The following is a 25,029-nucleotide window of genomic DNA, read 5'->3' as shown; positions in this document are numbered from 1 at the left end:
ATTTACAACTAGAAGTATGGTACTATTTTACCATTAAATAACACTATATTTGCATTCTAACAATTATTACTGACACAAAGCAATAATTATCTGTTATTAAAATTCAATTTTATATCATGGCGCTATTTTTAGAAGAAATTCCTTTAAAAACAACCTATTCATTCCGAAGTAAGATTGATATTTTACCTCATATTGTTGTGCCATGGCATTACCATCCTGAATTTGAACTCATCTATATTGAAAAGAGTAAAGGCACTCTAATAGTAGGCGATTGCATTGATAAATTCACCGATGGAGATATGATCTTTTTGGGGCCTAATGTGCCTCACGTTATGAAGAATGAAGAATCATATTACCAAAAAGATCCCAATCTCAAAGCTAAAGCCAGAGTCATTCACTTTAAAAAAGAAATATTCGGGAATAGCTTACTGAGCCTGCCTGAATTGGATAAAATCAATCTCTTCCTTAAGAAGAGTTCCAGAGGCTTTCGCATTCAGGGGACTACCAAAACCCAAATAGTTTCAATTCTGAATAATCTACACGAATCTAAAGGAGCCTATAGAATTATACTCTTATTACAAATATTAAATCTTCTTGCTGAGAATGAAGAAGAAATTTATTTAGCAAGTGAGGCGTTTGTTGAAAGTTTCAAACATTCATCCAATCAGAAACTCTACAATGTTTATGAGTATGTAAGCAAACATTTTCAGGAAACGATCGATTTGGAATCTGCAGCAAAGGTTGCAAATCTAAGTAAAACGGCCTTTTGCCGCTTTATTAAGACTAAAACGAACAAAACCTTCTCTGAATTTTTAAATGAAATGAGAATCAATTATGCAAAAAAACTGTTGGTAGAAGGAAAATTAACAATAGCTCAAATTGCTTACGAATGTGGGTTTAATAGCCCCTCATATTTTAACAAACAATTTAAAAACTACACGGGTCTAACGCCTCAAACAGCCAGGTTGAAGTCAAAAAACACTAATATTTAAAAGCTGATAAATAGAAGTGGCTATCAAACTAATGCTGACAGCCACTTTCAAAGAAAACCAATTAATTATACTATTAAAACCATCATTTGGGACACCACTCCCAAAGTCACAGAGAAATCAGTCTCTTTATGAGCTATGGTTTTGCTTTTTTCAACCAACAACCAGACCAAAACACACAAAACACTTAATTACAACACATAAGCGAAAACTTACTTTAAGCCCAGATAGCTGAAAGTGTTCGACTACGTCACAAAGCTGTTCATAATCGAACACAAATAAAGATTTAATGGTAGCTCTGATCGCCTGATGTCGAATGACCATATACCCAAATTTCACCATGTTTTGCATAGAGTTTTCTTTCGGCTGATCGTTGTCCTGCATGTAAGTCTCCGGAAGAAGCTCTTAAATCAAAACTTAGAGCATCCATGTCGTTTTCAAAGTCCATTGTGACATTACCCGAGGTAGAAGTAAACTTCGAGTCTCCAAGTAATTCTATCCCCTCACCTCTTATATCACCGGAAGTTGCCATTAAATCAAGTACTGTCTTTGCATTTCGAATAGTCAAATTCCCCGAACTTGAAACATTACTTAAAGCCCCATTAATGTCCTCAAACTTCAAATCCCCTGAAGTCGTTTTGGTAATTAAATTTCCTTTTACATCGATAAAAAACATATCGCCTGATGTGGCACGAGTAGAAATATCAGCCTGAATATGAGAAAAACTCTGATCTCCGGAAGTTGATACAGCAGAGATACTCCCCTTTAAGTATTCAATTTTCAAATCACCGGAACTTGTCGTTGTCGTCAGATTGGTTTCAATGTTTTTAAGTTCGATATCTCCCGAGCTCGCCTTTAGTTTCATATTATCCGATATAATATCTTCAATATACATATCCCCCGAAGAATTAATAATCTCTATATCCATTGAATAAGGTACCTTAAAATTCAGGTAGGCTTCGAAACGACCGCTAATTGATCGAGGCATCTCAACCCAAACTTTTAAGGTTGAACCATCCTGCCGATGCTTAATTTCAAAATCCTTACTTCCCCATATCTTACCTTGAATTAAACCTTTAAACTGAACATCATCTCTATCGCCACCAATGATATTAACATCAGTAAAACGGCCTTCAATTTCAATTCGTTTAATCCCATCATATTTAGCATCAGCTTTAGCATATATTGTTTGAGCAACACTACAAAATGGCAGAACAAAAAGCCCTGCAAGAACAATGATGTATTTAAAATTCAATTTTCTAATCTGCATAACTCCTATTTTAAATTAATATTAGACTGGATAATTCAATGAAGTATTAAAAAATACCTATCACCTATATATGACGCGAATACTAAACATATAGTTACAGGCCTATCCAATTAAATTTATTAAAAGCGCTTCTCCTTTCATCTAATGTCTCATAGCCAGCCTATTCTTGAATAAATCGCAAAAGTTATTTAGACATTTTCTAAATTGTATTATCTTTGTCAGAAATAAATAAGACATTTCCAATTCTGAAATCAAATAAACAAATGCAAACTGATATTAAATCAACACAAAGTTTAACGGAAAGTTCGGTCGTTTCAAATACCGAGATTGCACCTGGAGTTTTTGTGCTTAAGATCAAACGAAATATTAATTTTAAATCAGGACAATATATTGGTATCACCACCGACAAGAATGTTGCTCCTCGACTCTATACCATCGCCAGTAGTACGAAGGACGACGTTATACAAATCCTATACAATGTAAAAGACGATGGATGGCTAACGCCTAGACTCAGCGAACATAAATTTGGTTCAACTATCTATATGACAAAACCTGAAGGTGATTTTATTGATGATGAAAGCCCTGCATGGTGGATTGCATCGGGTACTGGAATCGCCCCATTTGCATCTATGTTTCGTTCGGGACTAAAAACCAATAAAACATTAATTCATGGAGGCCGTTTTACCCATTCATTCTTTTTTGAGAAAGAATTCCGCCCGGTTCTGAAAGGCAACTATATTCGTTGTTGCTCTCAAGAAAGTGCTGAGGGTTTGTATAATGGAAGATTAACCCGATATTTGCAGGATATAGAGACTTTTCCTGAGGATTGCAGGTATTTTTTATGCGGTAGTCCTGAAATGGTTGTTGAAGTAAGAGATTTACTTATCGACAAAGGAGTCGCTTATAATAAAATTGTTGCTGAAATATATTTTTAGCCCCGGTTTTAATTATCCAAAAACAGAACACATGCGTTGATGTCTATCAGAAATCAACAAAAAATCATTATAAGCAGATGGCTAAAGAAATACTATTGGGAAAAACATTGGAAGAACTCACTCAAGTTGTTTTAGATTTAAAACTTCCAAAGTTTACAGCAAAACAAATTGCCGATTGGCTTTATAAAAAGGATATTACAAGCATTGACGAAATGCTGAACTTATCACTGAAAGCCAGAACACTCCTAAAAGAAAATTTCGATATCGGTTTAACAGCCACTATCAAAGAACAATGTTCGGTGGATGGGACTAAAAAATACCTCTACCCTACCAATCACGAAGGTCAGTTTATCGAAACAGCTTATATTCCTGACGATGACAGAGCCACACTTTGTGTCTCATCACAAGTAGGATGTAAAATGGGTTGTCTATTCTGCATGACAGGCAAACAAGGCTTTCAGGGACAACTCAAAGCGGGTGATATCATCAATCAGGTTCGTAGTTTACCCGAAAGACATCAGCTGACTAATATTGTTTATATGGGAATGGGCGAACCTCTGGACAATGTACCCGAGGTTATGAAATCACTCGAAATTCTTACTGCGGACTATGGTATGGCTATGAGTCCACGTCGAATTACCGTTTCAACCATTGGTATTATTCCTGGGATGAAAACCTTTTTGAACGAAAGTGAATGCCATTTGGCTGTCAGTCTGCATACGCCTTTCGACGATGAGAGAAAAAAACTAATGCCCGTTCAAAATGTATACCCGGTAAAGGATGTTTTAAAGATGATTCGTGAGTTTGATTTCGGCCGTCAACGAAGAGTTTCTTTTGAGTATATCATGTTTAAGGGAATTAATGACACTCCTGCTCATGTAAAAGAATTGTGTAAAATTCTCGATGGAATTAAATGTCGAATAAACCTCATTCGATTCCATCCAATTCCAAATTCTCCACTTCTTGGCTCTGATGAATCAACAGTTGAAGAATTCAAAGACTTGCTTAATAAGAAAGGTATCACCACAACCATCCGTCGTTCAAGAGGGCTGGATATCTTTGCTGCCTGCGGCCTCTTATCAACTAAGGAATTGGTTAAACAACAGAATAAAGATTTCTAAACGATCGCAAAATATCAAACAAAAAAATCCTGCTATAACAGCAGGATTTTTTTTATACTATATTTTGAGCTTTTACTTTTCAGATGATGCTCTCACAATTAAGTCAGCATGTACAACGGCTTCTTTCACCTTATCACTATCAGGCTTATCTTCCATTTGTTCGAAAAGAAGGTTAGCCGCTTCTCGCCCAACTTCTTTCGGATTCTGGTCCATAGTTGAGATTGAAGGTTCCATGTAACGGGAACGACGACTATTTGAAAAACCAACAACAGCAACCTCTTCAGGAATCTTAAAGCCAAGCTCCTTAGCAGCCATTATTGCTCCAATAGCCAGCTCATCATTTATTGCAAAGAAAGCATCAGGACGATTACTTCTTGAAAGTAAATCCATTGTTGCTTGTTTGGCCGAATCAACAGTAAAATCACAACGTGAAATCAAAGTCTCGTCCAAATCAATATTTTTATCAGAAAGTGCAAGCTTATATCCTCTCATTCTATTACGACCAAACAACATGTACTCTGGGCCAGTCAGAAAAGCAACGCGCTTAGCTCCACCTTCCAACAAGTGAGTCACAGCTGCATGAGCAGCAGCCGCATCATCAGCCACAACTTTCGACACATCTAACTCTTTTGAAGTTCGGTCAAAAAGCACAATAGGCACCCCCATATCCTTAATTTTATGAATATGATCGTAGGTATTGGTCGCACGTGATAAGGACAGAATAATTCCATCCATCCTCATATTCAAAAATCCATCAACATTTTTCTTTTCTTTCTCAAGCTTCTCGTTTGATGAACTTACAAAAACCTGATAACCATGTTCATCAGCAACTTGTTCGATTCCTTTAACTACAGAAGCATAAAACGAACTCACAATCTGAGGAACAACAACACCAATTGTATTCGACTTTTGAGTTTTGAGAGCAACAGCCAACGGATTGGGTCTATAGTTCAATTCTTTAGCAAGCTTCTGTACCGCTTCACGTGTTTGTAAGCTAATTTCCGGATTGTTCTTTAAAGCTCTTGAGACAGTAGAAACAGATATGCTGAGTTTCTCAGCAATATCTTTAATGGTTACGGGTCGGTTTGCCATAGACATTGATTTTTAAACTATTTTCCGTTAGATTCTACTAAAGAGTCTTGAATTAAACCCCATTCTAATTTAGAAATAAGAAGATCAACAGAGTGAATATAAAAGAAAATTAATAGTCATATTAATTTTTAAATAAAGAAATTACAATTACAAATTGTAATTTGCAATATCACAAAGATAAAATAATTCAGATAGTTTCAATAAATAGATTGAGGTTTTGAATAACATCAATTCAAAAACAAAAAGATAATCTAAAACTCTTAATTTAACTCCTTTTCCTCAATTATAGAATTTATAACAGCAAATATGATGATTGCGGCTAATTTTGAACTCCGGTTATCTTCATCAAAACGAGGGGCAATTTCAGCTATATCAAAACTAATCACCTTCCCTGAACGAATCATCATCTTTATCAAAGTTAAAATTTTTTCGGGATGTAAACCAAAAGGCTGAGGAGCACTCACTCCGGGTGCATAAGCTGATGAAATCACGTCGGAACAAAGCGTAAAGTAGATATTCTCTTGCTTTTTGGCATAACGCATTAAATCCTGACCAATATTAAACATGTTGGCTGACGTAATATTTTTGGCCATAATGTACTTAACATTTAAAGAATCCGCTTTTTTAAACAAGCTGACCGTATTGCCATATTGCTGAATTCCCGCAACCATATAATTAAAAGCTTTACTCTTACGCTTGCAATCATCTGCAATTTGGGCAAACATCGTTCCCGAACTGCTACCATTTTCATAAGGACGCATATCGAAATGCGCATCCAAATTAAAAATCCCTAAACTTTGCTGATTCGTCTCATCCAGAAATCGTTCGATTCCCTTGTAATGGCCATAGGCAATCTCGTGTCCACCACCTAAGACAATAGGAAATAAGCCTTTCTTTAGGATCAAATAAACAGCTTCAGCTAAGGTCTCCTGTAATTCTTCCAGTTTTTGATCGGTACGAACAATATTTCCACAATCGTAAATCTTAGTTGTGGATGGAAAACTGCAAGGCAGATTCGCAAGTTCTTTCCGTATACTTCGAGGTCCCTTTGAGGTTCCAATACGTCCCAAATTTTGTTCAACCCCCTTATCGCAGCAGAAACCTAATAAACCAAAACCATTTGCTTCGACTTCAAATTCCTCTAACAAATTAATCGGTGTTATGATCTGATGCCAACGAAAAGCATCGTAATCTTCGAGATGATCAATTCTCCCCTTCCAAAATTCCCTTGAAATACTCTTATACTGATTGGGATTCATACTGATGATATTAAATATTGTCTTGTAAAATCTATACCAAACAAGTTCTTGATAGGAACTTGTTTTTCCTTCACAATGGTACAAATTATCAACTTAAAACATCTGATTCCAAGCAAAAAATGAACAGCAATCTACGAATGCTATTTATTCATCTGAGAAATGAACTAAAACGCGTCTGTAAACATTGAAAATCTTCGATTTGGATACAAAACCTAAGTATTTACCATCCATTATTACTGGTAAATTCCAGGCTCCGGTTTCTTCGAAACGTCTCATCACTTTATCCATGGGTGCATCAGCCTCAAGAACTGCCGGTGGCATGGTCATCAAATTACGTACAAAAGTTTCATCATACATATCAGGATTGAACATGATGTGACGAATATCATCAAGCAATACAATACCCAAAAGTTTTTCCTCCTCATCAACAACTGGGAAAATATTACGGTGTGAATGTGAAATCAATTTCACCAATTCGCCAAGACTCGCATCAGGATCAATTTTTTGAAGATCGGTTTCAATCACCTTCCCCAATTTCATTAGAGTTAAAACGGCTTTATCCTTATTGTGAGTAATCAGCTCGCCGCGTTTGGCTAATCGTTTTGTATAAATTGAATGGGGCTCAAAATACATGATTGTCAAATAAGCTATAGTGGCAGTCACCATAATAGGAACGAATAAACTATATCCGCCTGTAATCTCAACGATAAGGAAAATTGCAGTCAAAGGCGCATGCATAACCCCAGCCATCACACCAGCCATACCAATTAGGGTAAAGTTAGTTTCGGATAGCTTCACAAAATTGAAACCATTTAAAAATCGAGCTACAAAAAAGCCCGAAACACCACCTAAGAATAGGGACGGTGCAAAAATACCACCAACACCACCACTACCTGTGGTTACAGTAGATGCAATTACTTTAAAAGCTAAGATCAGAACAACATAACCCAAAAGCAACCAATAATGATCCCTCAAAAAATAGAAAATAGAGTTGTTTACCAAACCATCGACATTCCCATTAATCAAAGCCTGAATTGTAGTGTAACCTTCACCATAAAGAGGAGGAAAAAGAAAAATCATTATACCTAAAGCTAAACCACCCAAAACCAATTTCTGATAACGGTTTTTTATGCGTTCAAGCTGAGATTCCAAATACATTCCCACTCGTGTAAAATACAATGAGACCATTCCCGTAAACACTCCTAATAAAATATAATAAGGGAAGGTAGAGAGAACGAATGATTCGTTTAATGGATAAGAAAGTAAAACCCCTTTTCCCATAAAAAAGTAAGCGATACTAGCTCCTGTGATGGATGAAATCAATAAAGGTATTAAGGATGCCATTGTCAGATCAAGCATCAGTACCTCCAGGGTAAAAACCATACCAGCCATAGGCGCTTTAAAAATCCCACCAATAGCTCCGGCAACGCCACAACCCACCATCAGAGTGATGGTTTTATAATTAAGATGAAACATCCGCCCCAGGTTTGAACCAATAGACGCACCTGTCAGAACAATCGGCGCCTCTGCCCCTACAGATCCACCAAAACCAATGGTCAGCGTACTCGCAATAATCGAAGAATAGTTGTTGTGTGACTTAATCTGACTATTTTTTTGAGAAATTGCATAAAGGATTCGGGTAACACCATGCCCAATATTATCTTTCACAAAGAATTTCACAAACAATACGGTTAATAGGATACCAATTGTTGGGTAGGCTAAATACAGAAGATTAACAGAATCGACATGTAGGTTGTGTGTCAGAAAATGATGAGTCTGATGAATGGTTGTTTTTAGTAACAAAGCTGCTAACCCACTTATAATACCAACAATAAAACTAAGAATTAGAACAAATTGCCTTTCTTTAATATTCTTCATTCTCCAAATTAAAAATCGGGACAACAAACTCTTGTTCTTCATGACTCTAACTATTATTTTCCAAAGGTAAATTAAACCTTTTTAATATTCTGAAAACTTTATTAATCTCTTTCTTGGTCGGATGGCTTCATGAGTCAGGCTAACCTTAATCCATTCAATACATAAAAAAGACTTAGCAGCCTTAACTTGACAATGTATTGCACTGAAAATCTTTATAATTAACTAAAGATTCCTATAATTATTTTTACAAAATCGAGTGCAAATGTAGTGGAATAATATTGAGAGGGTATCCTAAAAATGTTTTTTTTTCAAAAATATTTTCGAAATCAAATTTCTACAAAAAGTTATTTACCCCAGAAATTATTTTTTAGGTTAAATTCAAGCATTTCTCTCTTATTAATCCTCAGAAAAATGTTTGAGCATACGACGATAAGTCGAAAAAATTTGTGCTCTTGAGACACACCCCAAATATTTACCATCTTGTAAAACAACCAAATTGAATTTATCCGAATATTGATACTTACGAGCAACATCAGCCATTGATTCGTCGTGCTGAATCACAACACTAGGCATGATCATCAAATCCCTGACAAACATGATATCATATTTTTCAGGTTGAAACATGATTTCACGGATGTCGTCGAGCTTCACAATCCCTTCAAAGTTATTATCTTTATCTACAACTATAAATAAATTGCGTTGCGATTTAGCTATCACTTTAACCAAATCACCCAAGTTAGCATCAGAATTGATCGTACTAAAATTCTTTTCAATCAAACGTGTTACACGCATTAGTGATAAAACATTTTTATCCTTATCATGCGTCATAAGCTCTTTCCTCCTTGCCAACTGAACGGTATAAACAGAATGTGATTCAAAACTCTTTACTGTTGCATAAGATATTGTTGCAGTAATCATCAATGGAACAAACAACTGGTATCCTCCGGATATATCCGCAATAAGGAAAAGTCCGGTAAGAGGTGCATGAAGGACACCCGCAATCATTCCTGCCATACCAATCAGAGCAAAGTTATTTACTTCGATATTCCTAAAGCCGAAGTAATGAACCACTTTCGCAAATAAAACTCCAGCATTTGCACCCATAAATAGGGTTGGAGCAAATATCCCCCCAACCCCACCTGAACCAAATGTGATTGAAGTGGCTATAACCTTAAAAAAAGTTACCAAAGCCAACAAAATTAATAGTGCTCCAAAACTATCATTTAATGTATAAAACAGAGAATTATTAAAAAGATAAGAGTAATCACCCGAAAGACTCGCATTGATACCAAGATACCCTTCTCCAAAAAGGGACGGAAAAAAGAAGATGATGATCCCCAAAGAAAGTCCTCCAATGAGAAGTTTTAGATATGTTTTTTCAATCTTATCAAACAGCCCATTTATGTACATGTACATCTTAGTAAAATAGGTTGCAACCAAACCAGTGAAAATTCCCAATACAATGTAATAAGGCAGATCCTTCATCTCAAAGCCGATTTTCACCTCAAATGGATAAAGAACATGCATTCCCAAAAAAAAGTATGACGTGATAACCGCAGTTGAAGATGCAAGTAAGAGTGGAACAATTGACCACATGGTTAGATCCAACATGATAACTTCCATAGCAAATACAATAGCCGCAATAGGTGCCTTAAAAATAGCAGCCAAAGCACCTGTACAGGCACAAGCCAGCAAAAGGGTGGTTTGTTTATAATTCAGATGAAACAATCTCCCTATATTGGATCCCAAGGCTGCTCCTGTTGCAACCGTTGGCCCCTCCAATCCGACGGAACCTCCAAAACCTACAGTAAAAGCCGATGCAACAACTGATGAAAACATATTGTGCCGATTAATCTGTCCGTTGGTTTTTGATATACTATAAAGCACATTGGGGATTCCATGCCTAACCGGTCGTTTAATGACGAACTTTATAAAAAGAACAGCGATACTGATACCTATAGTAGGATAAACCATATAGAGAACATTCGCATATTCCAATTTAGACGTTCCATGCAAGAGGGAACTAATAAAATGAACCGAATTTTTAATAACTACAGCTGCTAATCCTGAGGTGAACCCAATAAGTACACCAAGAAAAGATATAAACTGACGATCGCTCACATGCTTCAATCGCCAAATAAGGAAACGGGCTAACAAAGATTTTTTCTTCACAATAACTAGGCTATCTATAAAATTAGTCCTTAATATAAAGCCTTAAACAATAATTTTCAACACCAAAAACAGGTAGTAGATTAAGGCATAACGCAACTAAGATACAAACAGCTTTACAGAAAATTAACAGTTCTGAATTAAAAAAAGTAATCTAGCTTCAGTTTAAATACATGATCTGACTTAATCACTTTTTTTTTTAATATTAATTTAACTCTGGCTTATAAGCCGAAACCCTCCAAAAATAAAAGCAAGGCTAAAAATGCTATGTTAAAAGCCAAACATATGGAAGCAATTGGTAGCTAGAATTATGCCTTGATAACTTTCAATTAAAAAATACTTTCGCTAAATTTAAAGAGCTAAGAGAATTTTAATCCTTAATTAAATAAAACTTTATGCATATGACTAAGACAATCACTTTTAATGACCTTAGAAAAATCAAGGATCGTTTGCCGGAAGGCAGCATGAGAAAAATCTCGGAAGAATTAAATCTTAATGTAGAAACTGTCCGAAATTATTTTGGAGGGACAAATTACAGAGAAGGTAAAAGTATTGGCGTTCATGTTGAGCAAGGTCCTAATGGAGGCGTTGTTGAATTAGACGACACAACAATTTTAGATTGCGCATACCGAATACTTGGAGAATGCTAAAATTCAAAGCACCCTATTTTTTTTCAAAAATATTCCTGCTCCTCACCAATAAATGGTGAGGAGTTTTTGTTTATAATCGAATATTCACCAGAGGTTTTAAAGCCAATTACAGACCCAACCAATCGAAAATAGATTTATAAAATTCACGTCTTTTCGATTCTATCCTAGTTGGTTCAGAATATAGAATTGTATATTTAACATCAGCTATTTGAGGTATTCAGTTTATAGTAGAAAAAAACAGCACTAATCAGTTGAGAAACATTTAATTTATCTATGCATTTCATAGTTATCTATAAGAACACGGCATGAAGAAAATATTAAGCAAAATCCCCAAAGGAATATACTTATTAATAAGTATATTCCTCTATATTTTTGTACTACCTGTGATCGTTGCGGGCGCATATAAAGAACTGATTTATGCCGGTTTTTACTCCTTAATTCTTCTCTCTATATCTTCAATCATAGGTGAAAAGAAAAGGTGGGCCCAACTCGCAATACTTTTTGCAGTTATCTCCATATGGCTGATGTATTTTATTGATGAACCATCGATTAGGTATTTTGCATTTTCATTCTCCATCTTAATCTTTTCAACAGCTGTCATCACCATGATTGGCAAAATAATCAGAAAGACAGATATTGATATTAACCTTATTATTGAAACGATTAATGGTTACCTACTTATTGGTGTTATAATTAGTTTCATCAATTCAACCATACTATGGCACAATCATCAAGCAATCGCAAATGCCAATGGAACTGTCCTTAACAATATCGGTGATATCGTTTATTATTCATTTGTCTGTATGACCACAATCGGTTTTGGAGACATCATCCCACAAAGCCAATTTGCCAAATCCATCAGTATTTTTTCTGCAATTACTGGACAGTTTTATGTAGCCATCATCATGGCATTTATTATTGGTAAATTTCTCAATAGTAAATACAAAAATTAAAACACATCTATACCATTTCATCATTTTTTCAGCCCGAGTTAGGATTTTAAACATTTTCTTATTAGTTTTACTTTGTAATTCAAAGTACTTTTATGGACAAGCAAAAATATATTGAAGATTTAAGGGATATCAAACAGATGATGAATCGTTCATCACGGTTTATATCTTTAAGTGGACTATCAGGTATAAGTGCAGGTATTTTAGCAATTCTTGGTGCTTACTTAGCCTATCAAACGATTTATGCTAATCAGAATTATTTGGAGTACAGACAAGCAATTCTTAGCTCTGGAAATCTATCGACTCTTTTGATTATTGCCTCAACCACACTTCTATTGTCTATAGCTTCGGGGATCTTCTTCACAACTCGAAAGGCCAGAAAAAACAATCAAAAACTTTGGGATCTACAAACCAAATCCCTTCTCATCAATCTATTTATTCCATTGGTTACCGGAGGTATTCTATGTCTCATTCTATTATTTAAAGGGTTTATCGGAATTATTGCCCCACTAACACTTATTTTTTATGGCTTAGCTTTAGTTAATGCAAGTAAATACACGCTCGACGAAGTCAGGAGTCTAGGTATAGTTGAAATTGTATTGGGATTATTGGGCATCTACTTTATTGGTTATGGCCTAATTATTTGGACAATTGGTTTTGGAATCGTACACATTGTCTACGGTATTATTATGCATCTTAAATACGGATCGTGAAAGACATACTAAAAAACTTAAATAAAGCCTTTGAGAACAAAATTCGCTTGGGAATCATGTCAGCTCTTATAGTGAATGATTACCTGGATTTTAATACACTTAAAAGTCTTTTAGATGTTACTGATGGGAATCTTGCCAGTCATTTAAAATCTCTTGAGAAAAGTGGTTACATTAAGTTTAGTAAAGAATTTATAGGGCGCAAACCCAACACCAAATATTCAGTATGTGAAGAGGGCAAAATTGCTTTCTCAAAACACATAAAGGCAATCGAACAATTGCTTCATTAATATTTTTTTTAACTATTTACTTTGTAATTCAAAGTACTTTTAAAACCACTCGAAATGAATAAAGAAACATCTCCCATTGACAGAATTAACTCCTGGCTAAAAAATTCCATTAGTCTCAAGCTTTTTGTCATTACAATTCTCATGTTACTATTACTGATCCCTGCTTCAATGATCAAATCAGTAATACACGAAAGAGAATCACTAAGCAACCAGGCTATTATTGAAGTCAGCAACAAGTGGGCCGGCAGTCAACAAATCAATGGCCCCATAGTCAGTATCCCCTTAATCTATGAATATAAAGACGAAGATAAAACCTACGAAACAACCAAATACATTCACATTTTACCCGAAGAACTTAATATTGATGGCAATATCTCACCTGAAAAACTTAAACGAGGAATTTACGAAGTCGTCGTATACAAATCCAAACTTGCTTTGAGCGGTAAATTTCTTTTGAATAAGGAGATCGATCAGAATAATCTAAAGGAAATCAAATACGATCAAGCTTTTCTAACCATAGGAATTTCAGACTTGAGAGGTATAGAGGACCAAGTTATTTTAAACTGGGATAATAAAAATTTAAACGTTGAACCGGGGTCCAGAATTTCCGAACTTATTTATTCCGGAATAACAGTCAAGCTGCCCAATATTGAAACAAATATCAACAAAAGCATTAATTTTTCTTTTTCATTAAATCTACAGGGAAGCCAGAATCTGGATTTCATTCCACTGGGAAGCACTACGAATGTAAGAATTAACTCAAACTGGCCATACCCTAGTTTCAATGGTAATTTCCTACCTGATCATCGAAACGTTACTGAAACCGGATTTGAAGCTGACTGGAAGGTTTTACAACTCAACCGAAATTTTCCGCAATCCTGGATAGGAAATAAACATGCTGAAAAAATCGGACAATCAAATTTTGGTGTTAATCTAATTCTTCCTCTTGATGACTACAAAAAATCAGTCAGATCATCCAAATATGCAGTCATGTGTATTGCTCTCACATTCCTCATCTTTTTCTTAGTAGAAATCATAAACAAGCGTAAAATTCACCCTTTCCAATATATTCTGGTTGGTTTCGCTTTATGTATCTTCTATATTTTATTAATCTCAATTTCGGAGCATTCAAATTTCAATACGGCCTATATTATTTCAAGTATATCAATTATTGGAATGATTAGTCTATACGCACTCTCTATCCTTAAATCAAAAAAATTGAGTCTATTTCTTCTGGCTACATTAACAAGTATCTATGGGTTCCTATTTGTAACACTGCAGTTGGCCGATTATGCCCTCTTGATGGGAAGTATTGGCCTTACCTTAATCCTTGCAGCTACCATGTATTTTACGCGCAACATTAATTGGTACGAAATCAATATCGACTCAAAATAAAGAAAATGCCCCGATTCGTATTGAATCGGGGCAACTCTTTAAGTTATCTTTATATCATACTTGCCTAGCAAACCAATCACATCAGGCATGGAGAATTTCGCTTTCTTAATTTGATTGATCTCCGGATCGATTGAATAAGCACGAGCCGTTCTAAGATCTGCCTTTTCAAGATTCGTATTTTCAAACATAGCACCATTCAAATCACAATTATAGAAGACAGCACTCATCAAATTCGATTCTACAAAATCAACTTCGTGCATACTGCAATTTCTAAATTGTATGGCCTTTAATTTCAATTTATAAAATGAGGCTAAATTCAGCATACAAGATTCAAAATTGAGAGACAGTAAAAACGGATTGCAATCGTTAAAATTCAATCCCAACAACTTACAATTAGAAAACTTAACATCTTTAAATGCTGTTTCGTTAATTTTAGCCAGACTAAAGTCACAGTCCTCAAAATGGCAATCAACAAAACAAAGGTTTGATAATTCAACACCTGAAAAAACGCAAGATTTAAAATGACAATCGTCGTACTCGCCTTCCTCCAATCCTTTTTTACTAAAATCTTCCTTCTCAAAAACCTGACTTTCTATAAATCGATCTGTCATTCTATTAACATTTGATATCACACTAAACTTATAAACAAAATTAATACAAAAGAGGCAAGACGCTACATGCGAATTGCCTCTTAAATATGTTTAATATCTATTTATTAGATTTCTTTTTCTCTGTCGTGATGAATTTTATTGAAAATGATTGCCAAATTGGCGTAAAGCGATGTATTCTGCACAACAATATCGTCCGGTACTTTAATTCTGGCAGGTGTAAAATTCCAAATGGCCTTCACCCCCCATGCTGCCATCAAATCAGCAACAGATTGAGCAAACTCTGCAGGTACAGTAATAATTCCAATAATTGCTTTCATCTCCTGGGCTAAATCGCGAAACTGATCGATATGGAAGACTTCAATATCATTAAATTTTTTCCCAATAATAGCAGGATTAATATCAAATGCCGCAACAATATCCAATCCAAAATTTTCCAATCCATCGTCAAGCAAAAGAGCTGAACCTAAAGAACCAGCCCCAACAAGAAATGCCTGATCAAGAACTGTAAAGCCCAAAAAGTTAGATAAAATCTCAACCATCGCTTTGACTTCATACCCCACCCGGGTTTTACCTACAATCGAAGTATAAGACAGGTCTTTGGTTACCTGAGTTGGATCAATATTCATATAATTGGCAATCTGAGTCGAAGAAACGAACTCTTGACCTTTTTTCAACAAACCTTCTGAAAAGGATAAATAGGCAGGCATTCTTCGTAAAGAAGGCTCAGGAACTGCAGAAATTACTTTTTTAGAATTATGAACCATAGCTATTTCTTTAATACATCTTAGGTTAGAGATAACATTCAACAGATTACGAACAATCTGCAAAAATTTAACACGAATCATCCGTTAACAAAAACGGGTCGTATTAAAGTAGAAAAATACTAATTGTATGAGAGTAAGATGTGCTATTTCTAAAACTACCTCACTAAGCAAAAATAAGTGTTTTTTTATTAAAGAAAAAAATCTACATTAATTTAGTCTCAGTACAAATTAAATTTTAACACTCAACACGAAAAAACAACACTTCAAACACAGTGAAATTATCAGATATCTAGACTATTACATATCTATTCCATATAAAAATGCAGCCCATACAAAAAACGCAGAGCTCACTATTTATATTCATTTCCAATAACTTATACCCCATTTACAATAACAGGGAACTACAAGACCAAAGCTAAACAACCTCAGCAACAACAAATGTACTCCCCCCAACAAAGATCAAGTCATCACTTTTAGCCACAAGCTTGGCTGCATTAAGTGCATCTGAGACATTCGTATAAGTCTTGCCTATTAATTGAAATTTATCTGCTTTCTCTTTTAATATTTCCTCATTCAAAGCTCTGGGTATAGAGGCCTTTGTAAAATAATAAGTCGCTTTTTTGGGCAATAAATTCAAGACTTCATTGATATCCTTATCGTCTACCATGCCAATTACCATATGCAACTTTTCAAATCTTAGAGAGTTAAGCTGCTTCAATATCTCAGAAATTCCTGCAACATTATGCCCAGTGTCGCAAATAATTCCAGGATTATATCCCAAACGTTGCCAACGCCCCATAAGCGAGGTCTGCGCAACGATCTTAGAAATTCCGTCTTTAATAATTTGATCTGATAGGTTAAAACCTATCTCATTCATCATCTTAAGAGCAACAAGAGCAGTTCTGATATTCTTAACCTGATAAATTCCCAACAAATCCGACTCCAACGAAATCAATTCTCCAGACATTAAGTCTTTAAACTTTAAATGACGATAATTCTCTTGTAATTCGGTATTCAGCAATTCAAATTCATCTTCGGCAAATAGAATTGGAGCTGATTGCTGTTTAGCCGTTTCAATAAAAACTGGTTGAGACTGATTGTGTTTCTCACCAATAATAACCGGGGTATTCGTTTTAATAATCCCCGCTTTCTCTCCGGCAATAACTGGAATCGTATTTCCCAATAAACTGGTATGATCAAAGCTGATATTGGTAATGACACTCAACAAGGGATCAATAATATTAGTCGAATCCAAACGACCACCCAAACCAACTTCCACAACGGCGATATCAACTTTCTCTTTGGCAAAATAATCGAAGGCCAAAGCAACCGTCATTTCAAAAAATGAAGGTGACAGTTCTTCAAACTTTTTTTTGTGTGAAGCCACAAAATCGACAACCGCTTCTTCGGAAATCATCTCGCCATTGATTTTCACCCGCTCACGAAAATCACGCAAATGAGGTGAAGTGTACAAACCAACTTTATAACCCGCAGATTGCAAAACAGAAGCTAAAGTATGAGATACAGACCCTTTCCCATTTGTCCCTGCTACATGAATGCATTTAAATTGCTGATGCGGGTGTTCAAAATACGCATCCAAAGCTAAAGTTGTATCTAAATTTGCCTTATAAGCAGCCTTCCCTGTTCGTTGAAACATAGGTAACTGATTGAATAAGTAGCTGATAGTTTCCTGATAGTTCATAATTCACCATTTTTTCGCTTTGCAAAGCAAAAAAAAAATTACTAAAAAATAGGATCTCAGCTTGATTTTCCTCCCTTTTTTGTTAATTTCATTAGTAATACTTAACAGGATATTTTCTAGAAATATCAGTATGCTAAACGATGTAATTGTTTCAGAAAAGCTTCTTTTTATATGAAACGATTGATCGATATACTAACCCTCTAATACCCGCGCTTATGACCACCGAAAAAAAGATTTTTGTATTAGACACCAATGTTATTCTTCACGATTTTAATTCAATATTTAAATTTGACGAACACGATGTTCTGATTCCCATTACAGTTCTCGAAGAACTGGATAAATTTAAAAGAGGAAACGATTTAATCAATTTCCATGCTCGCGAGTTTACCCGCGAACTCGATAAGCTCTCTGGCGATCTTCTTTTTAGTGATGGTGTAGCCCTGGGAAATGGACGAGGCAGATTATTTATTGAAACGGGTAAAGAATTCTCCGCTAAAATGAAGGTTTCTTTCCACGAAAACATCCCGGATCACAGAATATTAGCTATTGCAGAATTCGTTAAAAATGAAAATCCGGATCGAATAACCATACTTGTTTCCAAGGATATCAATCTGAGAATGAAAGCTAAATCTTTAGGCATAATGTCCGAAGATTTTAAAAATGATCAGGTTAAAGATATCGACAATATGATGAGTTTGGGTATACAAACCCTGGATGATTTTTCTTCCGAGAAAATTGCGGAACTCTATCAAGGCGAGGATGGACTTACAGAATCGGATTTAAATTTAGATTTTGAACTTACAGGGCATCGTTACTTTATTTTAAAAAATAATAGCACAAGCGCTTTAGCACATTTCAATCCGGTTGATAAAAAAATTACCCGAGTTGAAAAACCGAGTGCTTATGGCATTTATCCTCGTAATGCTGAACAAACATTTTCATTTGATGCACTGCTTGATCCTAGCATTAACTTAGTCGCTTTAACAGGAACAGCAGGGACAGGAAAAACCTTATTGGCTTTAGCATCTGCCCTCCAACAATCAGAACAATTTGATCAGATTTATTTAGCACGACCGATTGTGGCACTTGCCAACAAAGACCTGGGTTATCTCCCTGGCGATGCAAAAGAAAAAATCAGCCCATACATGCAGCCTCTTTTCGACAATTTAGCTGTGATTAAGAAAAAGTTTAATGCGCATAGCAAACAATACCTCTATATAGACGAATTACTGAAAGAGGAAAAACTGCAAATCACACCCCTGGCTTACATCAGAGGTCGAAGCCTATCGAATGCATTCTTCATTGTTGATGAAGCTCAGAATTTAACCCCCCATGAAATTAAAACAATTATAACACGTGCTGGTGAAGGAACTAAAATGATATTCACGGGTGATATTGAACAAATTGATTCCCCTTATCTGGATAAAAAATCAAATGGCCTCGCTTATCTTTCAGACAAGATGAAAGATCAGGAGATTTTTGCACACATCAATCTGATAAAAGGAGAACGCAGTTATCTGGCTGAATTGGCGAGTAAATTACTCTAACAAATTAATATTGGATAATTTAAAAAAAAACTTTAATTTGATTAGGCAAACCGAAACAGTTTAAAACTATGGTTTTAAACTGTTTCTTAAGCTTTAGCCTTATGAAGATTTTAAAATTTGCCGCCATAGATATTGGTTCCAATGCCATCCGTTTGTTATTCACGAATGTTATTGAGAAGAATGGTGAGTCATACATGAAAAAATCTTCACTCATTAGGGTGCCTATTCGTTTAGGTGCCGATACGTTTATGCACAAAAACATTTCTCCTGAGAAAGAAAAAAAAATGGTTGAAGCCATGATTGCATTCCGTAAACTAATGAATGTTCATGAAGTCGTTGCCTATCGTGCCTGTGCCACCTCAGCAATGAGAGAAGCCAACAACGGCATGCAACTCATTCAAAAAATAAAAAAAGAAGCCGATATTGATATTGATTTAATATCCGGAAAAGAAGAAGCCAGTATCATTTTTTCCAACAATCTCTCTTCAATTATCGATCCCGCAAAAAATTACCTTTATGTTGATGTGGGGGGTGGTAGTACTGAAATTACCCTTTTTTCAGGTGGAATTGCTCATTTCTCATGTTCTTTTGATGTTGGGACCATTAAAATTCTAAAAAACTGTGTTCCTCTTAACGAATTCATTCGCATAAAAGAATGTTTACTTGATATTTGTTCAGCAAAAGATAATATCGAACTGATTGGTTCCGGCGGTAACATCAATAAAATATTCAAATATGCCAGCCCCAGAAAGGAACGTGTGCTTAGCTATCATGAGCTGCAGGAAATTCACTCCTTATTCAGCAGCATGTCTTACGACGATCTGATGATTAATTACGATATGAATCCCGATCGGGCCGATGTTATTATTCCTGCCGCAACCATTTTCCTTAGTATTATGGAATGGGCCAACTCAAATGTGATCCAAATTCCAAAAATTGGAGTTTCCGATGGCATTATACATCAACTTTACCAAGAGTACTCTAGTCCAAAAGTTATGGCATAGTAGATTCTTTTTTCTAATTTTGCAACCGATTCATAAACAATGAACTATTTCATATTTTGAGGTAGTTCATTTTATTTATAAAATCGCTTCTCATCTCCTGACTATCAATATGATTCGACTGGGATTGAGACAATCATCCGAGTCAAAAAATGCAATTCCAATTCTCATTTATTGGACTTCGCACTTTAAAACTCACATCTAATTTTATCAGCAAAGGAGAAGAAAACATGTTGCAAGGGAAGAAAGTCGCTTTTTACACATTAGGTTGCAAATTAAATTTTTCAGAAACTTCAACCATCGGTCGCTCATTCAAAGAAATGGGTTTCGAAACTGTTAAGACAACTGAGAAAGCTGATATTTATGTCATCAATACCTGTTCTGTTACCGATCAGGCTGACAAAAAATGTCGACAAGCCATAAAAAAAATCATCAAGACAAATCCCAATGCTTTTGTTGTTGTGATTGGCTGTTATGCTCAGCTTAAACCTCAGGAAATTTCACAAATTCCCGGAGTTGACTTGGTTTTAGGGACGAACGAAAAATTTAACATCCACAAATACATCGACCATCTTGAAAAAAAAGGGACAGGTGAAATGCACCCTTGCGAAGTTGAATCGGTTAAAGATTTTCAGGCATCCTACTCTATGGGAGACCGAACGCGTTGTTTCTTAAAAATTCAGGATGGATGCAATTACTTCTGCACATACTGTACCATTCCATTTGCACGTGGTGGAAGCCGTAATATGAGCATTGCAGACACAGTAATTGAAGCTGAAAAAGTTGCCGCACAGGGGGCTAAAGAAATCATTCTTACGGGTGTGAATATTGGGGATTTTGGACAAAGCACGAATGAGACTTTTTTCGATTTAATCCAGGCTCTTGAAAAAGTAAAAGGCATCGAACGCTATCGTATTTCATCAATTGAGCCTAACCTGCTCAGTAATGAAATCATTGAATTTGTAGCTCAATCGGAAAAATTTGTCAACCATTTCCATATTCCCTTACAGGCAGGTTCTAACCATGTACTGAAACTAATGAAACGCCGCTACAATCGTGAACTTTTTGCTCAACGCATCACTAAAATAAAGGAATTGACACCTGATGCTTTTATTGGGGTTGATGTTATTGCGGGTAGCCGAGGCGAAAGAGAAATCGATTTTGTTGATGCTTACAACTTCATCAATGAGCTCCCTATTTCTCAGTTACACGTTTTCCCATATTCAGAACGACAAGGCACAAAAGCTCTGGAGATTATAGAAGTCGTTAGTCCTGAAGACAAAAAGAAAAGAGCTAAAATGCTTCAGATCTTATCTGAAAAAAAATTAAGAGCTTTCTATCAAAGTTTTTTAGGTACTAATGCGAAAGTTCTATTCGAGGATCATAACAGCAATGGAATGATGTTTGGTTTCACCGAAAATTATATTAAAGTTGAAATTGAATACAACCCAAATCTGAGTAACAAGATTGCTGAAGTCCGTTTATTAGAAATAAATGATAATGGCAATGTAAAAGTTAAACTTATCGATGAAAAAAGTTATAAATTTAAACTTGCTTAAATCGTAACACATAGTCCTATATCAAATGATAAATCTCGAATCAGTTTGCAAACGAACTCAGGAAATTGCCATTGAAGTTGGTGCTTTTATAAAAGAACAACAGTCAAAAATTAACACTGCTGACATCGAAAATAAAGGCACGCATGATTTCGTTACTTTTGTTGACAAAAGCTCTGAAACCAGAATTATTGAAGCATTAAAACCTTTGATTCCTGAAGCAGGCTTTATTGCTGAAGAAGGCACTAAAACGCTAACCGGAGAGCAATACAACTGGATAATTGATCCATTGGACGGCACCACAAATTACATACATGGATTTTCACCCTTTGCAATTAGTATTGCCCTAAAAAAAGACGATATGATCGTTCTAGGCGTCGTCTACGAAATCAGTCTAAACGAATGTTTCTATTCCTGGGAAGGGGCTCCGGCCTATCTCAATGGGGAAATCATCCAAGTTTCAAAAGCAACTTCAATAGAATCAAGCCTTGTGGGAACCGGCTTTCCATACCGGGATTTCGAGCAACTGGACACGTATATGGATTTACTCAAATTTCTATGCATAAACTCTCAAGGCATTCGTCGTCCTGGTTCGGCAGCAACAGATCTTGCCTATGTCGCCTGTGGCCGTTTCGATGCATTTTATGAATATGGTCTGCAAGCTTGGGATGTGGCAGCTGGCGCCTTTTTAGTTCAACAGGCTGGTGGTAAAGTTTGCGATTTCAAAGGCAAAAACAATTATATCTTTGGACAGGAAATAATTGCAACGAATCCACATAACTTTCTCGAATTCAAAAATTGTGTTCAGAAATTCATGCTTAAATAAGGCTTTAAATTCAATATTTATCTATGACTCTGTTTTTTTCATATTTGGCTTACGCCTTTTGTCGTTTCTTGAGTTTTCTCCCATTACGGGTATTATATGTTCTCTCCGATTTTATTTTTTTCATTACCTACAGAGTCATAGCTTATCGAAAAAAAGTAGTCAATCAGAACCTTAAAAATTCTTTCCCTGAGAAAACGCCTGAGGAAATCCGAAAAATCAGAAAAGAATTCTACCACCATTTTTGTGACTCCTTTGTTGAAACGATTAAACTTTGGAATATCAGTCAGGACGAGATGTTAAAACGTTGCGTTTGCAAACAACCCAACTTTTTCAATCCATACAAAGAACAAGGTCAAAGTGTGGTTGCCGTTTTGGGACATTATGGCAACTGGGAATGGTTAACTTCATTTGCGGTATACGATACCGGAGATTTTCTAACCATTTACAAACCCCTGCACAACAAAGTGTTTAATAAAATGTTCATCAACATCAGGGAACGTTTTGGAGCTCAAACCCTGGCGAAAAATGACACGCTACGCACAATGATTAAGCACAAAAACCAGGGGCATTTTACCATTACAGCATTCATTGGCGATCAAACCCCAAACAGAAGAAACCTGCATTATTGGACTAACTTCCTGAATCAGGACACGCCCATTTTACAAGGAACAGAACGTATTGCAAAAAAACTGGATCAGGCTGTTGTTTACGTCAAAATGACTAAAATTAAGCGTGGTTTCTACGAATACGAATTTATTCCAATTACTGACAAACCAAAGGAAACCGCAGAAAACGAAATTACAGAATCACATACGCGTTTGCTCGAAGATATTATTAAAGAAAATCCATCCTACTGGTTGTGGTCACATAAGCGTTGGAAACACAAAAGAGAAGTTCAGTCCTAATTTTTACTTATTTTTAGCACACTATTCACATCAAGCCCAAAACAAAGTCATGAATAAAATTGCAGTGGTTATCCTAAACTGGAACGGAAAGAAATTATTGGAACAATTTCTGCCTTCTGTTACCAAATTTTCAAATCGGGAATGGGCCGAAGTAGTCGTTATTGACAATGATTCCACTGACGACTCAATTGACTTTATTAAAAGTGAATATCCAGACCTTAAAACCATCGTTCTGGATAAAAACTATGGATTTGCCGATGGCTACAATAAAGGTTTAGATCAACTTGATCATGACTATTTTGTTCTTCTAAACTCTGATGTTGAGGTGAGTGAAAACTGGCTTGATCCGATTTATAATTTATTCGAAAAAGAAACTGAGATCGTAGCAGCCCAACCCAAAATTAAAGCCTTCAATAAAAAGACGGACTTTGAATATGCTGGTGCTTCAGGAGGTTATATCGATCATTTAGGTTATCCTTTTTGCAGAGGACGTGTATTGGATACCATTGAAACGGACTCAGGACAATACGATCAGCTCACCGATGTGATGTGGGCAAGCGGCGCCGCACTTTTCATCCGTTCTGAAGTATATAAGAAACTGGGAGGACTCGATGCTGATTTCTTTGCACATATGGAAGAAATTGACCTTTGCTGGAGAATTAAGAACCGAGGGTTCCGCATTGTCTGTCATCCTGAAAGTGTAGTTTATCATGTTGGTGGAGCAACTCTTCCCAATCACAGTTCCCGCAAATTACATCTAAATTTCAGAAACAACCTGTTTATGCTTTATAAGAATTTGCCTTCTGAGAAACTCATTACAACACTCTTGCTAAGAATGATTTTAGATGGTGTAGCTGGTGTTAAATTTTTGCTTAGCCTTGAATTCGACAATTTAATGGCTTTATTAAAAGCCCACTACTCCTTTTATGGAAATCTAAGTAAGATGCGTGAAAAAAGGCGCATATTAAACCCTCTGGTTACAACAGAATTTCACAAAGAAATCTATACGGGTAGTATTATTGCTGACTATTTTATTCAGAATAAAAAGAAATTTTCAGATTTAAGATTCTAACAGGTGAATTGATTATTTAGCTGTAAATTTCAAACCAATTATTGCAACCAGTAACAGGAATAAAAAAAATATTCGAGCAAAGTGTACACTCTCACCAAACAATAAAATACCCAGTATTGCAGTGGTAAAAGCTCCGATGCCTGTCCAAACAGCATAAGCAGTCCCCACAGGTAAATTCTTAAGTGCCATGCCCAAGAAATAAAGGCTGATTCCCATTGCAATAACTGTAAATACACTAGGCCACAAACGCGTAAATCCTTGTGTATATTTTAATCCAATGGCCCAAGCTGCTTCAAAAAGTCCGGCAATCAACAAATAAACCCAAGCTAAATTCATA

Annotated in this window: 23 protein-coding genes; 14 read left to right on the top strand and 9 right to left on the bottom strand. The window is 35.7% G+C overall.

Features of this window, described 5'->3' with window-relative positions:
- Window positions 1–116 precede the first annotated feature (116 nt).
- Entirely contained in the window at window positions 117–992 is an 876-nt protein-coding gene (locus EV201_RS11565; RefSeq protein WP_130307812.1) for an AraC family transcriptional regulator, read from the top strand.
- A gap of 283 nt (window positions 993–1,275) precedes the next feature.
- Here the strand turns inward: EV201_RS11565 and EV201_RS11560 are convergent, their stop codons facing one another.
- Window positions 1,276–2,259, bottom strand: a complete 984-nt coding sequence (locus EV201_RS11560; RefSeq protein WP_130307811.1) for a DUF4097 family beta strand repeat-containing protein — start codon at window positions 2,257–2,259, stop codon at window positions 1,276–1,278.
- A 263-nt stretch (window positions 2,260–2,522) separates the two neighbouring features.
- Here EV201_RS11560 and EV201_RS11555 point away from each other — a divergent pair, with 263 nt between their 5' ends.
- Both EV201_RS11555 and rlmN read left to right on the top strand, forming a co-directional pair.
- On the top strand, window positions 2,523–3,194 hold the full coding sequence (locus tag EV201_RS11555) for a ferredoxin--NADP reductase (RefSeq protein WP_130307810.1): 672 nt from the start codon (window positions 2,523–2,525) through the stop codon (window positions 3,192–3,194).
- 77 nt (window positions 3,195–3,271) lie between these two features.
- Window positions 3,272–4,315, top strand: a complete 1,044-nt coding sequence (gene rlmN / locus EV201_RS11550) for a dual-specificity RNA methyltransferase RlmN (protein WP_130307809.1) — start codon at window positions 3,272–3,274, stop codon at window positions 4,313–4,315.
- A 72-nt stretch (window positions 4,316–4,387) separates the two neighbouring features.
- Here the strand turns inward: rlmN and EV201_RS11545 are convergent, their stop codons facing one another.
- The 4 genes from EV201_RS11545 to EV201_RS11530 form a co-directional block, all read right to left on the bottom strand.
- Entirely contained in the window at window positions 4,388–5,407 is a 1,020-nt protein-coding gene (locus EV201_RS11545; RefSeq protein ID WP_130307808.1) for a LacI family DNA-binding transcriptional regulator, read from the bottom strand.
- 260 nt (window positions 5,408–5,667) lie between these two features.
- Window positions 5,668–6,666, bottom strand: a complete 999-nt coding sequence (gene hutG, locus EV201_RS11540; RefSeq protein ID WP_130307807.1) for a formimidoylglutamase — start codon at window positions 6,664–6,666, stop codon at window positions 5,668–5,670.
- Between the two features lie 144 nt (window positions 6,667–6,810).
- Window positions 6,811–8,544, bottom strand: coding sequence for a chloride channel protein (locus EV201_RS11535; protein ID WP_242610486.1), 1,734 nt, complete (start codon window positions 8,542–8,544; stop codon window positions 6,811–6,813).
- 396 nt (window positions 8,545–8,940) lie between these two features.
- Complete coding sequence (locus EV201_RS11530; RefSeq protein WP_242610485.1) at window positions 8,941–10,716, bottom strand: chloride channel protein; 1,776 nt, start codon at window positions 10,714–10,716, stop codon at window positions 8,941–8,943.
- A gap of 398 nt (window positions 10,717–11,114) precedes the next feature.
- On the opposite strand from EV201_RS11530, the gene EV201_RS11525 reads away from it, so the two are divergent.
- From EV201_RS11525 to creD, 5 genes are all read left to right on the top strand, one after another.
- On the top strand, window positions 11,115–11,363 hold the full coding sequence (locus EV201_RS11525; RefSeq protein ID WP_130307804.1) for a DNA-binding protein: 249 nt from the start codon (window positions 11,115–11,117) through the stop codon (window positions 11,361–11,363).
- Window positions 11,364–11,668: 305 nt separating this feature from the next.
- Entirely contained in the window at window positions 11,669–12,316 is a 648-nt protein-coding gene (locus tag EV201_RS11520; RefSeq protein WP_130307803.1) for a potassium channel family protein, read from the top strand.
- A 92-nt stretch (window positions 12,317–12,408) separates the two neighbouring features.
- Window positions 12,409–13,026 carry a hypothetical protein gene (locus EV201_RS11515; RefSeq protein ID WP_130307802.1) on the top strand — a complete coding sequence of 206 codons (618 nt, stop codon included), beginning with the start codon at window positions 12,409–12,411 and terminating at the stop codon, window positions 13,024–13,026.
- A complete protein-coding gene (locus EV201_RS11510; protein WP_130307801.1) occupies window positions 13,023–13,313 on the top strand; it encodes a winged helix-turn-helix domain-containing protein in 291 nt (96 codons plus the stop codon). The genes EV201_RS11515 and EV201_RS11510 overlap by 4 nt, the downstream gene beginning before the upstream one ends.
- Before the next feature lie 54 nt (window positions 13,314–13,367).
- Window positions 13,368–14,708, top strand: a complete 1,341-nt coding sequence (creD, locus tag EV201_RS11505) for a cell envelope integrity protein CreD (RefSeq protein WP_130307800.1) — start codon at window positions 13,368–13,370, stop codon at window positions 14,706–14,708.
- A 38-nt stretch (window positions 14,709–14,746) separates the two neighbouring features.
- Here creD and EV201_RS11500 read toward each other — a convergent pair whose 3' ends face one another.
- From EV201_RS11500 to EV201_RS11490, 3 genes are all read right to left on the bottom strand, one after another.
- Complete coding sequence (locus EV201_RS11500; protein ID WP_130307799.1) at window positions 14,747–15,319, bottom strand: pentapeptide repeat-containing protein; 573 nt, start codon at window positions 15,317–15,319, stop codon at window positions 14,747–14,749.
- A gap of 104 nt (window positions 15,320–15,423) precedes the next feature.
- A complete protein-coding gene (locus EV201_RS11495; protein WP_130307798.1) occupies window positions 15,424–16,083 on the bottom strand; it encodes a redox-sensing transcriptional repressor Rex in 660 nt (219 codons plus the stop codon).
- Window positions 16,084–16,498: 415 nt separating this feature from the next.
- On the bottom strand, window positions 16,499–17,785 hold the full coding sequence (locus tag EV201_RS11490; protein WP_130307797.1) for a bifunctional folylpolyglutamate synthase/dihydrofolate synthase: 1,287 nt from the start codon (window positions 17,783–17,785) through the stop codon (window positions 16,499–16,501).
- A gap of 215 nt (window positions 17,786–18,000) precedes the next feature.
- Here EV201_RS11490 and EV201_RS11485 point away from each other — a divergent pair, with 215 nt between their 5' ends.
- From EV201_RS11485 to EV201_RS11460, 6 genes are all read left to right on the top strand, one after another.
- The gene (locus EV201_RS11485) at window positions 18,001–19,332 is read left to right on the top strand and encodes a PhoH family protein (protein ID WP_130307796.1); all 1,332 of its coding nucleotides are present in this window, start codon (window positions 18,001–18,003) and stop codon (window positions 19,330–19,332) included.
- A gap of 101 nt (window positions 19,333–19,433) precedes the next feature.
- On the top strand, window positions 19,434–20,336 hold the full coding sequence (locus EV201_RS11480; protein WP_207224473.1) for a Ppx/GppA phosphatase family protein: 903 nt from the start codon (window positions 19,434–19,436) through the stop codon (window positions 20,334–20,336).
- A 149-nt stretch (window positions 20,337–20,485) separates the two neighbouring features.
- Window positions 20,486–21,892 carry a tRNA (N(6)-L-threonylcarbamoyladenosine(37)-C(2))-methylthiotransferase MtaB gene (mtaB, locus tag EV201_RS11475; RefSeq protein ID WP_242610484.1) on the top strand — a complete coding sequence of 469 codons (1,407 nt, stop codon included), beginning with the start codon at window positions 20,486–20,488 and terminating at the stop codon, window positions 21,890–21,892.
- A gap of 25 nt (window positions 21,893–21,917) precedes the next feature.
- The gene (locus EV201_RS11470) at window positions 21,918–22,715 is read left to right on the top strand and encodes an inositol monophosphatase family protein (RefSeq protein WP_130307794.1); all 798 of its coding nucleotides are present in this window, start codon (window positions 21,918–21,920) and stop codon (window positions 22,713–22,715) included.
- Window positions 22,716–22,738: 23 nt separating this feature from the next.
- The gene (locus EV201_RS11465; protein WP_130307793.1) at window positions 22,739–23,620 is read left to right on the top strand and encodes a lysophospholipid acyltransferase family protein; all 882 of its coding nucleotides are present in this window, start codon (window positions 22,739–22,741) and stop codon (window positions 23,618–23,620) included.
- 49 nt (window positions 23,621–23,669) lie between these two features.
- The gene (locus tag EV201_RS11460) at window positions 23,670–24,692 is read left to right on the top strand and encodes a glycosyltransferase family 2 protein (protein ID WP_130307792.1); all 1,023 of its coding nucleotides are present in this window, start codon (window positions 23,670–23,672) and stop codon (window positions 24,690–24,692) included.
- Window positions 24,693–24,704: 12 nt separating this feature from the next.
- Here EV201_RS11460 and sugE read toward each other — a convergent pair whose 3' ends face one another.
- The gene (gene sugE, locus EV201_RS11455) at window positions 24,705–25,028 is read right to left on the bottom strand and encodes a quaternary ammonium compound efflux SMR transporter SugE (RefSeq protein ID WP_130307791.1); all 324 of its coding nucleotides are present in this window, start codon (window positions 25,026–25,028) and stop codon (window positions 24,705–24,707) included.
- Window position 25,029 lies beyond the last annotated feature (1 nt).

It is taken from the genome of Ancylomarina subtilis (genome assembly GCF_004217115.1).
GTDB lineage: Bacteria > Bacteroidota > Bacteroidia > Bacteroidales > Marinifilaceae > Ancylomarina > Ancylomarina subtilis.
Note: the sequence above shows the minus strand (reverse complement) of the source record. Positions and strands in the feature narration are given on the sequence as shown.